Genomic DNA, 11,367 nt, shown 5'->3' with positions numbered 1-11,367 from the left:
CCAGTCCCGGCTGTCGACGTCGGTGAACGCGGTGACGAAGCCCCGGTCGCCGAGCTCGCGGACGATCTGGAACTGGTTGTTGTCCAGCGCTGTGACCTCGGAGGAGTACGGCGGCCGGACGAGGTAGCTGACCTTGCCCGTTGCGCCGGCGATCGCGAGCTGGGTCTGGCTCAGCTCGCGGCTCATCCGGTCCTGGGAGACGGTCGTGAGGTCGGGGTGGGTGAAGGTGTGCAGGCCGATCTCGGACCCGGAGTCGACGATGTCGCGCAGGATGGCGGGGTGCTGGGCGCCGAGCGAGCCGAGCACGAAGAACGTGCCGGGGACGTCGTAGCGGGTCAGGACGTCGAGGATCTGCGGCGTCCACTCGGGGTCGGGGCCGTCGTCGAACGTCAGTGCCACGGTCTTCGACGGGTAGCCGAGGCTGCGCACGTGGCCGGCGGTGGCGTCGACCACCGATCCGCCCTGCACCACCGCGAGAGGCACCTGGTCCTCGGGGCCGTGCGGCGCCTGGCGTTCGGCGTCGGTTCCGACCTTCGGGTTGACCAGTCCGTTGAGGGCGAGGATCGACGCGACCATCGCCATCGCGATCACGAGGAAGACCCACTTCGGTCGTGGCACCCGGCGGCGGCCGAGGAGCCTGCCGGGGCGGCTCACGTCGCGCTCGAGGGGGTGGTCGTGACGGTCACGGTGACGGTGGGCGGCACCTCGGTGACCGGTGGGTCCGCGGGCGGCCGGGTGACCGGCGGCTCGGTGACGGGCGGCTCGGTGACGGGCGGATCGGTGACCGGCGGGTCGACCGGGGGCGGAGCGACGGGAGGTGGGTCCGCGGGAGGCAGGTCGGCGGGCGGCGGGTCCACCGGGTCGGCAGGTGGGGGGTCCACCGGCGGGGGAGTGGCCGGTACGCCGGGGTCGGGAGTTCCCTCGGAGTTCGTCGGTGGCACGGTCGGTGCGGTCACGACCGGCGGAACGACGGCCGGCGGGACGACGGGAGCGACCGGGACGGCCGGCGCCACCGCGAGCACCGGTACGGCCGGGGCCATCGTCGCCGTCGTCGCGACGGGGACGAGCACGCGCGAGAGCATCGCGCCCAGCATGATCGGCGGCCGGGTTCCCGACCGGGCCGAACCGGGATCCGCCACGGTCTGCGCACCGAGGATTCCTGCCGACTCGGGATCGCCCGCGGCGACCGAGCCGACTCCCGGCAACGCGAACAGCGACGTGTCCTGGTGCGCGGCGAGGCTCACCCCCACGACGGCCATGTACGCCGCGCACGCCGAGGCCGCCACGTAGGCGACCCGCTTGACCCGCCTGCCCCGCCGACCCGTGCCGTCGACGAAGACCGGAGTGTTGTCACGCTCCACCGCCGGGGATGCCGTGGGTGTGGAGTCCGTGTCGGCGCTCATGTCCCGTTCCGTCCGTCTGTCGCTGCCGGCGCACCGACGGTGCCCCGGAAGATCGTCGTGGAGGGATGTCTCGCCGGCCGGCTCCGCAGTCGCGCGACGAGCCGGCCAAGACCGTCCATTCGGTCCGCGCTGCACCCGACGCGTCGGCGTCGATGACATGGCGCGGTCCGGATGACCATGAAAACGGGCCTGTTGTGGTGGGTGCCACCGCTCTGACCAGGGAAGTGGCGACAACACGATGTTGCACCGTGTTACCTCCGAACAGACTAGCGAATGCCTCGTACAGGCGAATTGAGCGAATGAGTCTTGTATTCTGGAAACGCTGATGCTTCCGGTCGTCTCGAGTCTCTCGCCACGTCGCCGTGCCAGCCCCTCCAGCGAGCACATGGACGATTTCGGTGGCGGAGGCATGAGCGTTACAGCAGGTGAGCGGGATATCGACGTCGATCTTGTCGGCGCGGCCGTCGCACCCCTCGCGGTCGGCGAACGTGTTGGGCTGTGAGTAGCTCGGCGTCTCGCCCGTCGATGGTGTCTTACTCTCCGTTATCGATCAATGACTATTGCTCCGAATGGAAGAGCTCGGCTCGACCTCGTCGGGACGGCGGTGATCGGTGCGCCGTCCCGAATGATCGATGCTGGTCGTGGCCACCGGATATGTGTGGAGCCGAAAGGTTGACCCTGAACGCCCAGGCCCTCGTGAGCGCGGCATCCTGTCCGGGTGAGGCGCCTGCCCGTCGGGTCCGCAAGTCTGTGGGGACGTGTGGCCACGACGGGCCGGACGGTCCGCGACGACTCCGACGGACGGTGCAGGACGGAATGAGCGAGTTCGAATCCACCCACGGCACGACCCCGCCTCGCGCGGTCGGGCCGCGACGCCGGTTGCGCTTCCTGGGTGCGGCGGCGGTCGCGGCGGTCGCACTGGTCGCCGCGGGCTGCTCGGCCGGGAGCGGGGCGCCGGATGCGACCACCCCGGCCGCCGCCCCCACGACGACCGCGCCGCCGCGGGCCTACGCCGCGGCGCAGGTCCAGGCGCTCGTCACCTTCTACTCTGCCGCGGACAACGACCCGCCGGGCAGTACCGACATCGCCCACCCCTCCGACCGGCATCACACCGCGGGCGGCACGGGCGCCTTCGACGACCCGATCACGATGGCGACGGACGTCCGCGAGATCCCCGTCGGGGGCGTCGTCTACTCGCCCAAGCTGCAGCGGTACTTCGTGATGGAGGACGACTGCGCACCCTGCATCGCCGAGTGGGGCGCGTCCAAGAAGGCCCATGTCGCCTTCTGGATCGGCGGTGGCACGGACTCCCGGGTCACGGCCTGCGAGGACTCGCTCACGTCAGCGCGACCCGTGACGATCCAGTACGACCCGCCGCCGGGCCTGACAGTCGACACCCGGCCCCTGTACTCCGCGGGGAAGTGCTGGCCGGCCACCTGACGGGCCCCGGGAGGCCCGGATGTCAGCGGGCGAACCAGCCGGGGGAGTCGAGGCCGGCGCCGAGGTCGGGGGCCAGCGCACGCAGCGCCGTCTCGAAGGCAGGCATGTCGTCGCCGATGGCGGCGGCGCGCCGCTCGTGGAGCCGCTCGAAGATCTCGGCGGACAGTGCGAGCAGCTCGTAGCCGCGTGGGGTGATCGTCACGATCTTGCGACGGGCGTCACCGGGATCGGCGTCGCGGCGTGCGTAGCCGCGTTCGACGAGCGCCTCGACGGTCTTGCCGGCCGCCTGCTTGCTGACGCCGAGCCGCTCGCCGAGCTCGACCGCGGTGGCGCCGCGCGGGCCGATCGCTTGCAGTGTGAATCCGTGCAGGGGGCGGGCGTCGGCGTGGCCGCGGTCGGTGAGCTCGTCGTGCAGGTCGTCGACGAGGCCGCGGAATGCGGCGAGCAGGCGCAGGGCGAGCTCGGCGCCGCTCATCGGTGGGTGCCCCGGCCTGGACGACATCGACAACCTCGTTTACTGTATTGGACAACGTAGTTGTCCATCATAGGAGGTCCCCGATGTCGGTCGTACGCAGCGGCGAGGTCCGTCGCACCGAGACACCCAACGCCGTCATGACGACGTTCGCCTCGCCGACGCTCGGCGGCGCCGGCCACGCGCTGTGGCAGGTCGAGATGGCGCCCGGGACGAGCGGGCCCGAGCACGCCATGGACGCGGAGCAGATCTGGCGGGCCGTCGCGGGCGCCGCCACCGTGCGGGTCGCCGGCGGCGAGGACGTACCGCTCGCACCCGGGGACACCGTCGTCCTGCCCGCCGGGGTCGTGCGCCGCGTCGTCGCCGACCCCGCGACAGGGTTCACCGCCGTCGTCACCGGAGCCGGTGGCGCGCACGCGCTCGTCGCCGGGGCCGACCCCGTCGTCCCCGCCTGGATCGCATGATCGGTGCCGGGCGCGCGTGACATGCTGTGGCGATGTCCGCAGTCGCCGACGAGGGAGCCCGCCGCGCGGGCCGCCGGCCGGTCACCTCACGCTTCGAGATCGAGCACATCGCACTCGACCTCTTCGCGGAACACGGCTTCGACGCCACCACCGTCGACGACATCGCGCAGGCCGCCGGCATCGGCCGCCGCACCTTCTTCCGGTACTACGCCTCGAAGAACGACGTGCCGTGGGGCGCGTTCGACGACCAGCTGGCCCGCATGCGGGCCACGTTCGCCGCGCTCGCCCCCGACGTCCCCGTCATGACGGGGATCCGTGAGGTCGTGCTCGACTTCAACGACGTCACGCCCGAGGAACAGCCCTGGCACCGACAGCGGCTGCGGCTCATCCTCGGCACGCCGACCCTGCAGGCCTACTCGACGCTGCGGTACGCCGCGTGGCGTCAGGTCGTCGCCGACTACGTGGCGCTGCGCCTCGGCACCTCACCCGAGGCGCTGGTGCCGCTGACGGTCGGGCACGCGAGCCTCGGCGTCGCGCTCGCGGCCTACGAGACGTGGCTGACGAGCGACGAGGAGCTGCGCGACCTGCTCGACGAGGCGTTCCGCGCGCTCGAGACCGGACTGATCCCGGGCGAGCTCGCCTGACCCAGCGTCCGGCACCGATCACGGGACGTGACCGATTACCGATAGTACTGACACGACGTGACGAGGTGGGGTGTCGACGCCGGCGCGTCGACACCCCACCTCGATCCTCCGGTACCGCGGACGGGATTCAGGGCCGATGGCCGGCCGGAATCGGGGGGCGTCGATTGTGTCGGCCCCTTTTCCGGCCCTGTTGTGTCGAGCCTTTCCGCCGGGTCCCGGACAATCCTGGATTCGAATTCGGAATCGTCAGGTCGCGGGAACGGCCGGGGTGTCGGCCGGAACGGCGGGCACGGCCGGGATGTCGGTCGGGACGGCGGGCACGGCCGGGATGTCGGTCGGGACGGCGGGCACCGCCGGTACGGCGGGGACGTCGGTCGGGACGCCCGGAACCGCGGGCACGGCCGGCAGGTCGGCGGGAGCGCACGGCACCGCGGCGGCATCGGCCGGCACCGCGGGTACGTCTGCCGGGACCGCGGGGACGTCGGCGGGGGCGCCGGGGACCGCGGGCAGGTCGGTCGGGACGGGCGGTACGCAGGGAACGGTGGGGATGTCGGTCGGGACGGCCGGAACCGCAGGCAGGGCCGGGACGTCGGTCGGGATGTCGGGAACCGACGGCAGCGGCGGGAGCTGGTCGGCGGCCTGCGGGACGATGTCGGGGGTGTCGACGGGCAACGGGACCGCCGGGACGGCCGGGACCGCCGGCACGGCCGGGACAGCCGGCACGGGCACGAGCCCGCCCAGCAGGCCCGGCACGAGGCCCTGGACCGTCACGAGGACGCCGTTGAGCAGCGATCCGAGCGGGGTCACGGGGACGACCGGAACGACGGGCACGGCAGGGAGTTGTTCGGTTTCGGCCGATGCGATGCCCGAGCCCAGCACGAGTGCTGTGCAGCCCGTCGCAACGGCGATGATCGAGGCGGCCAATCTACGCGAGCGCACCTGTACCTCCAGGGAAGAGCGGGGGATGAGTCCGGCGAAATCATGCGTCGCCGTTCTCGTTCCGCACAGGGGTCCATTCCGGAGGTGGCGTCAATTCACACCGATCCTGCTCACAGAGAGCGACGGCAGTGGATCTGAACCCCTGAACGACGGTCGCCCGATGAGGTGGTCGGCTCGCGCGAGGCCCGGGCACGCCGCCCGACGCGCCGCCCGTCGCCGTCCGGATCGGGTGGCGATCACCCGACGGCGTACGAGTTGGTGGAGATGGCCACGATAGGGGGAGGAGATGACTCGCCGTCACGAGAAGGTCGGCGGCGGCCACCAGCAGTGACCGGTCGCGCGTCGCCGTTCCGGGTGGCGGCCGAGGACGCTCCCGGCGGGTGTGGCGGAATCCGCGCAGGACGGAGCGTGCCGGGCCCGCGCCCGTCGTCGCAGCTCACACCTTGCGTGATAGGTTCCCGCGCGGTTGCAGTCGTGTTTTCCTCGATCGTTGTGAAGCGTGCGTGGAGAGTGACGGTGGGCTTCGCCGACGTCGAGGAGCAAACCTCCCCTTTCGTTCGGTGGCGCCCGCGCAGCCTCCGGCCGGCACGGTGTCGTCCGGATTCGCTTCACGTGTGGGAGAAACGCATGCCGCAGGGCACCGTCAAGTGGTTCAACGCCGAAAAGGGCTTCGGCTTCATCGCCACCGACGACAACGGACCGGACGTCTTCGTCCACTACTCCGCCATCCAGTCGGACGGCTTCCGGACGCTCGAGGAGAACCAGCGGGTGGACTTCGAGGCCAGCCAGGGCGCCAAGGGCCCCCAGGCCGACTCGGTCCGCCCCATCTGACCGAGCTTCATCCGGCCCTCTGAGGGCCGCACCCACGATGCCGGTGTCCCACGGGACGCCGGCATCGTCCGTTCCCGGGGCCTTCTCTGTCGGGGCCCTATCCGGGGCTCGGCTCCGGGGCTCGGCTCCGGGGCCTCGTCCCTCGAGCCTCTCTCGGGACGTCGGGGCTTCTGTCCGGGACCTCTATCCGGGACCTCTGTCCGGGACCTCTGTCCGGGACCTCTGTCCGGGACCTCTGTCCGGGACCTCTGGCCGGGAGTGTGTGTCGGCACCTTCGCCCCGGACTTCGAGCCCGGCGTCCGTGCCGGGCCTCTCCGCCTTGCTTCCCCCGGGCCTCCTCCCGGCGCCTGCGCACCCGGGCGGGGGCCGTTCGGCTGCGGGGGGACGGCCGTCGGGGCGGAGGGTTGCGTCGTCGACACGACCAGGTGGTGTCGAACCGGCGAACGGAACGACGACCGGTAGACGCCCGAACGGAGTAGCCGTCGACCCGCCCGCCCGGACCGGTGGCCCGTCGACGATCGGTCGCCCTCTACCACTCGCGGACACGATGATCCGCTCGTCTCGGGAGTGGGCTCGGTCACCGCCGGTGGGGTTTCGTCACGTTCCCGATGCCGCATCCTTGCGTTGCACCACATGTCAGAACGGCGCCGCGCAAGGCGCCGCATCGAGATCGGCAGGAGGACGGACGATGTCGCGGTGGGACAGCTACCGGGCCGTGTACGGCGCGGAGCTGAGGGCAGCCGCCCGCGAGTACGCGGACCACGGATGGCCATTGATTCCCGGGACGGGCACGGACGTACTGCTGGCCACCGGTGAGGTACTCGACATCGTGGAGGTGCCGGCCGAGCTGGGCCGGCGCGTCTGCGCGACGCTGCGCGACCGCGGGCTCGTCGTTCCCGTCGCAGCCACCACGAACGACACGTGGTGGTTCCCGATGACGGCAGGCTTCGGGCTGCCGCCGGAGGTGAGCATGCATGCCGACGTCGTGCTGCACACCGACGGCATCGGCGTCGTAGCACCGCCGAGCGAGCGGCCCGACGGGTGGGTGCACTGGCGGGTCGCGCCGGGGCTCACCGGTTACGCAGTGCCGGAGGCCGCATTCGTGATCGACGCCGTCACCGCAGCAGTGCGGTGGCGTGCAGCAGGTGGTGACGCGCAGCCGGGTGCCCAGCGGCCCGCAGCAGCCGTCGCCAGAGGTGCGCGGTACCGGTCCTGACCGGAACCCGCGAGCCGCGCCCGGTTCGCGCCCCGTTGCAGCGGATGTCGCTCCGCGCCGGGATGTTCGGGTGCACAGGGTGTGCGGCGCCCGGGGGAGCACTTCTCCCCCGGCGCGCCGCCCCAACCCCCTCGACGTGACCGGGGCCGGCGGAACACCGGCGGCCCCGGTCAGACCCAGGGTGATCCCTGAGAGCCGGATCGCCCGTCGTACGGGCACTATGGGAACCGTGACGACCGAGCAGGAGCAGCGCGCGCTGCCCGCCACCGAGCCCCGCGCGGACGATGCGCGCGTGCCGCTGGGCGCGTTCGGACCCCTCGACGACTCGATCAAGCGCCGCGACCTGCGGCGGATGAAGATCATCGCCACCGGGTTCCTGGTCCTGGCGACGATCGTGTTCCTCGTCGGGCGCTACCTGGAGCTCCGTGTCGGGGCCGGGTGGGGGTACATGCGGTCGGCGGGCGAGGCCGGGATGGTCGGCGCCCTGGCCGACTGGTTCGCCGTCACCGCGCTGTTCCGGCGGCCGCTGTCGCTACCGATCCCGCACACCGCGATCATCCCGACGAAGAAGGACCAGATCGGCGGGAGCCTCGGTGACTTCGTCGGGGAGAACTTCCTGTCCGAGGCCGTCGTGCGCGACAAGCTCGAACGGGTCGGCATCTCGGCCCGGGTCGCATCGTGGGTCACCCTGCCCGAGAACGCCGACCGGATCACGGCCGAGCTGGCGACCGCCGCCCGTGGCATCGTCACCGTCCTGCGCGACGAGGACGTCCAGGACGTCATCGAGCAGGTCATCGTCCGCAAGCTGCTGGAGAAGCCGATCGGGCCGCCGCTGGGCAAGGTCCTGGAGGGGCTCCTCGCCGACGGCTCGCACCGCAGGCTCGTCGATCTCGTGTGCGACCGCGCCTACGACTGGGTGACGGCGAACCAGACGACGGTGCTGCGCGTCGTCCACGAGCGGGCGCCCGGCTGGACGCCCCGGTTCGTCGACGAGATGTTGGCCGACAAGGTGTTCTCCGAGGTGCAGAACTTCGCGTGGGCGGTCAAGACCGACCCCGAGCACCCGATGCGCAAGGCCGTCGACACGTTCCTGATCGAGTTCGCGGGCGACCTGCAGAACGACGAGGCCACGATCGCGCGGGCCGAGCAGATCAAGCAGCAGGTCGTCGACCACCCCGACGTGCAGGCGTTCATCGGCCAGGCCTGGGGCACGGTGAAGCGGATGATCCTCGACGCCGCTGACGACCCCTCCAGTGCGCTGCGCACCCGCGTCCGCGACGGGATCGTCTCGTTCGGGCATCGGCTCGAGAGCGACGAGGAGCTGCGCGGCAAGATCGACGGCTGGATCGCCGACGCGGCCGGCTACGTCGTGCGGCACTACCGGGGCGAGATCACGACGCTGATCACCGACACGGTGGCCCGCTGGGACGCCGACGAGACCTCGCGCAAGATCGAGCTGCAGGTCGGCCGTGACCTGCAGTTCATCCGGATCAACGGCACCGTCGTCGGTGCACTCGCGGGTCTGGTCATCTACGCGGTGTCGCAGCTGATCTTCTTCTGACGACGACGACGGCGCCGCGACCGGGCATCCGCCGGGCCCTGTGCGCTGACCGAGGCTCGTGACCGTCCTCGCCGCCGGGCGCAGCCTCATTGCTCCAGCGGGGGCTCGGGTTCAAGGGGGTCGTCGCAGCAACGAGGTCGCGCGCCGACTGCCGGGCGCAACCTCACGGTCGTCCGGGCGGCGATCGGCAGCGGTGAGGTGCGGCCGGGGTGGGGCCGTGTCCCCGGGGTTCACCTCGCCCGATGTGTCCACCGTCGGGCAATTCGGGCGACTTCTGTCGGTGGTGGCCCCTAGTCTGCGCGGCATGGAGAGCACCGCCGTCCGCGTCGAGGGCCTGACCAAGTCGTTCGGGGCCACCCGCGCGCTCGACGGTGTCGACCTCGAGATCCCGACGGGCACGATCCTCGGCCTCCTCGGACCCAACGGCGCGGGCAAGACGACCACCGTCCGCATCCTGACCACGTTGCTGCGCCCCGATGCCGGGCGTGCCGTCGTCGCCGGGCACGACGTGATGGAGCAGCCGCAGCAGGTCCGGCGGGCGATCGGGCTGTCGGGGCAGTACGCGGCGGTCGACGAGAACCTCACCGGCGCCGAGAACCTCTACCTCGTCGGACGGCTGCACGGGCTGTCGCGGCGGGCGGCCAGGGCCCGTGCGGCGGAGCTGCTGTCGCGGTTCAAGCTCACCGAAGCCGCGGAGCGCCCGTCGAAGACCTACTCGGGCGGGATGCGCCGCCGGCTCGACCTCGCCGGTGCGCTGGTCAGCTCCCCGAAGGTCGTGGTGCTCGACGAGCCGACCACCGGGCTCGACCCGCGCGGCCGGCTCGACACGTGGGCGATGATCTCGGAGCTGGTGGCCGACGGGGCGACGGTGCTGCTCACCACGCAGTACCTCGAGGAGGCCGACCAGTTGGCCGACCGGATCGTGGTGATCGACCGGGGGCGGGTGATCGCCGCGGGCACGGCCGACGAGCTGAAGTCGCAGGTCGGTGGTGAGCGGCTGCAGGTCGTCGTCGCGCGCCCCGAACACGTGCCGTTCGCGCAGCAGGTGCTGGCCGACGTCGGGATCTCCGAACCGCAGGTCGACGACCACGTCCGCCGCGTCGCCGTCCCGGTGAGCGGCGGCACCAAGGCGCTCGTCGAGGTGGTCCGCCGGTTCGACGGAGAGGGCGTCGAGCTGCTCGACGTCGGGCTGCAGCGGCCCACCCTCGACGACGTGTTCCTGCAGCTCACGGGCCACCTCGCCGAGGAGGAGGCGCCGCCGGAGCCCAAGAAGGGCCGGCGGGCGCGGCGGAGACGACGGGCCGAGGCCGAAGAGCAGGCCGAGAAGAACGAGGGGGAGAGCGCGTGAGCGCGCTGACACAGGCACTGCGCGACAGCAGCGTCATCACCTGGCGCAACTGGGTCGGCATGAAGCGCGTCCCCGACGCGCTGATCGGCCTCACGGTGCAGCCGATCATGTTCGTGGTGCTGTTCGCGCTGGTGTTCGCGGGCAGCCTCGGCGGCGAGCCGTACCGGGAGTTCCTGGTGGCCGGCATCTTCGCCCAGACCGTGGCGTTCAACGTCTTCTTCACGACGATCGGCATGGCCAACGACCTCGGCAAGGGCATCATCGACCGGTTCCGTTCGCTGCCGATGTCCCGTGTCGCGGTGGTGCTCGGGCGCGCGGTGTCCGATCTCGGCGTCACCGTGATCACGCTCGTCGTCATGTCGCTGACGGGCCTGATCGTCGGCTGGCGCATCCGCGGCGGCGTCCTCGACGCCCTCGCCGGCTACGGCGTGCTGCTGCTGTTCTCGTTCGCGATGGCGTGGATCGGCGTGTTCGTGGGTCTGGTGGCGCGCAACGTCGAGGTGGCGCAGAGCGCGGGCCTGATCTGGCTGTTCCCGTTGACGTTCGTGTCGAGTGCGTTCGTGTCGGTGCAGGGCTTCCCGGGCTGGTTGCAGCCGTTCGGGGAGTGGAACCCCGTCAGTGCGGTCGCCAGGGCGAGCCGGGAGTTGTTCGGCAACCCGACGCAGCTGCCCGGGTTCGCGGAGTCGACGGCCTGGCCCGCACAGCACGCCGTGCTCTACGCGGTGCTGTCGTCGCTGGCGATCGTCGCGATCTTCCTGCCGCTGGCCGCCGCGCGGTACCGGCGGGTGGCGAGCCGCTGATCCCCGGGATCGGAGGCTCAGAGCAGGGAGCCGACCGCCAGCCCCAGGCCCGCCGCGCCGAGTCCCGCGAGCACGCAGCCGACGGCGTTGAACGCCGCGAAGAGCCTGCTGCCGCCTGCGGTGAGCTGGACCGTCTCGTAGGCGAACGTCGAGTAGGTGGTGAGCGAGCCGCAGAACCCGGTGCCGACGAGCAGCACCACCTCGGGGCTCGCCGTCGAGCCCAGTGTCAGGCCGAGGACGAACGAGCCG

At 71.7% G+C, this 11,367-nt stretch carries 13 protein-coding genes; 8 read left to right on the top strand and 5 right to left on the bottom strand.

The window, feature by feature from the left end; translation table 11 throughout:
- Both TOK_RS34560 and TOK_RS29350 read right to left on the bottom strand, forming a co-directional pair.
- The coding region (locus TOK_RS34560) for a polysaccharide deacetylase family protein (RefSeq protein ID WP_253258714.1) at window positions 1-654 on the bottom strand (654 nt) is incomplete at its 3' end.
- Window positions 651-1,403 (bottom strand): hypothetical protein, encoded by a 753-nt coding sequence (locus TOK_RS29350; RefSeq protein ID WP_141566608.1) that lies wholly within the window; start codon window positions 1,401-1,403, stop codon window positions 651-653. The genes TOK_RS34560 and TOK_RS29350, both read right to left, overlap by 4 nt.
- 816 nt (window positions 1,404-2,219) lie before the next feature.
- On the opposite strand from TOK_RS29350, the gene TOK_RS29345 reads away from it, so the two are divergent.
- Window positions 2,220-2,843, top strand: coding sequence for a hypothetical protein (locus TOK_RS29345; protein ID WP_098961220.1), 624 nt, complete (start codon window positions 2,220-2,222; stop codon window positions 2,841-2,843).
- A 22-nt stretch (window positions 2,844-2,865) separates the two neighbouring features.
- Here the strand turns inward: TOK_RS29345 and TOK_RS29340 are convergent, their stop codons facing one another.
- Entirely contained in the window at window positions 2,866-3,345 is a 480-nt protein-coding gene (locus tag TOK_RS29340) for a MarR family winged helix-turn-helix transcriptional regulator (RefSeq protein WP_098961219.1), read from the bottom strand.
- 56 nt (window positions 3,346-3,401) lie between these two features.
- On the opposite strand from TOK_RS29340, the gene TOK_RS29335 reads away from it, so the two are divergent.
- Both TOK_RS29335 and mftR read left to right on the top strand, forming a co-directional pair.
- A complete protein-coding gene (locus tag TOK_RS29335; RefSeq protein WP_098961218.1) occupies window positions 3,402-3,779 on the top strand; it encodes a cupin domain-containing protein in 378 nt (125 codons plus the stop codon).
- A 32-nt stretch (window positions 3,780-3,811) separates the two neighbouring features.
- The gene (gene mftR, locus TOK_RS29330) at window positions 3,812-4,423 is read left to right on the top strand and encodes a mycofactocin system transcriptional regulator (RefSeq protein ID WP_098961273.1); all 612 of its coding nucleotides are present in this window, start codon (window positions 3,812-3,814) and stop codon (window positions 4,421-4,423) included.
- 246 nt (window positions 4,424-4,669) lie between these two features.
- On the opposite strand, the gene TOK_RS29325 is transcribed toward mftR, so the two are convergent.
- Window positions 4,670-5,230, bottom strand: coding sequence for a hypothetical protein (locus TOK_RS29325; protein ID WP_141566607.1), 561 nt, complete (start codon window positions 5,228-5,230; stop codon window positions 4,670-4,672).
- A gap of 759 nt (window positions 5,231-5,989) precedes the next feature.
- Between TOK_RS29325 and TOK_RS29320 the strand changes: the two genes are divergently transcribed.
- The 5 genes from TOK_RS29320 (at window position 5,990) to TOK_RS29300 (ending at window position 11,118) form a co-directional block, all read left to right on the top strand.
- On the top strand, window positions 5,990-6,193 hold the full coding sequence (locus TOK_RS29320; protein WP_098961216.1) for a cold-shock protein: 204 nt from the start codon (window positions 5,990-5,992) through the stop codon (window positions 6,191-6,193).
- 688 nt (window positions 6,194-6,881) lie between these two features.
- Window positions 6,882-7,409, top strand: coding sequence for a bifunctional DNA primase/polymerase (locus tag TOK_RS29315; RefSeq protein ID WP_098961215.1), 528 nt, complete (start codon window positions 6,882-6,884; stop codon window positions 7,407-7,409).
- Window positions 7,410-7,629: 220 nt separating this feature from the next.
- The gene (locus tag TOK_RS29310) at window positions 7,630-8,970 is read left to right on the top strand and encodes a DUF445 domain-containing protein (RefSeq protein WP_374754942.1); all 1,341 of its coding nucleotides are present in this window, start codon (window positions 7,630-7,632) and stop codon (window positions 8,968-8,970) included.
- A gap of 304 nt (window positions 8,971-9,274) precedes the next feature.
- Window positions 9,275-10,318, top strand: a complete 1,044-nt coding sequence (locus tag TOK_RS29305) for an ATP-binding cassette domain-containing protein (protein ID WP_098961214.1) — start codon at window positions 9,275-9,277, stop codon at window positions 10,316-10,318.
- Window positions 10,315-11,118, top strand: coding sequence for an ABC transporter permease (locus tag TOK_RS29300; RefSeq protein WP_098961213.1), 804 nt, complete (start codon window positions 10,315-10,317; stop codon window positions 11,116-11,118). Before TOK_RS29305 ends, TOK_RS29300 begins: the two co-directional genes overlap by 4 nt.
- 17 nt (window positions 11,119-11,135) lie before the next feature.
- Here the strand turns inward: TOK_RS29300 and TOK_RS29295 are convergent.
- On the bottom strand, window positions 11,136-11,367 hold a 232-nt coding region (locus tag TOK_RS29295; protein WP_172457848.1), incomplete at its 5' end, for a CrcB family protein.

This window comes from Pseudonocardia sp. N23, from assembly GCF_002583555.1.
Classification (GTDB): Bacteria; Actinomycetota; Actinomycetes; order Mycobacteriales; family Pseudonocardiaceae; genus Pseudonocardia.
This window is presented reverse-complemented; position numbering and strand designations above follow the sequence as displayed.

Coding starts and splice junctions, on each gene's coding strand:
- TOK_RS29335 (WP_098961218.1), top strand. CDS start 3,402: ATGTCGGTCGTACGCAGCGGCGAGGTCCGTCGCACCGAGACACCCAAC.
- TOK_RS29340 (WP_098961219.1), bottom strand. CDS start 3,345: ATGTCGTCCAGGCCGGGGCACCCACCGATGAGCGGCGCCGAGCTCGCC.
- TOK_RS29320 (WP_098961216.1), top strand. CDS start 5,990: ATGCCGCAGGGCACCGTCAAGTGGTTCAACGCCGAAAAGGGCTTCGGC.
- TOK_RS29315 (WP_098961215.1), top strand. CDS start 6,882: ATGTCGCGGTGGGACAGCTACCGGGCCGTGTACGGCGCGGAGCTGAGG.
- TOK_RS29350 (WP_141566608.1), bottom strand. CDS start 1,403: ATGAGCGCCGACACGGACTCCACACCCACGGCATCCCCGGCGGTGGAG.
- TOK_RS29305 (WP_098961214.1), top strand. CDS start 9,275: ATGGAGAGCACCGCCGTCCGCGTCGAGGGCCTGACCAAGTCGTTCGGG.
- mftR (WP_098961273.1), top strand. CDS start 3,812: ATGTCCGCAGTCGCCGACGAGGGAGCCCGCCGCGCGGGCCGCCGGCCG.
- TOK_RS29310 (WP_374754942.1), top strand. CDS start 7,630: ATGGGAACCGTGACGACCGAGCAGGAGCAGCGCGCGCTGCCCGCCACC.
- TOK_RS29345 (WP_098961220.1), top strand. CDS start 2,220: ATGAGCGAGTTCGAATCCACCCACGGCACGACCCCGCCTCGCGCGGTC.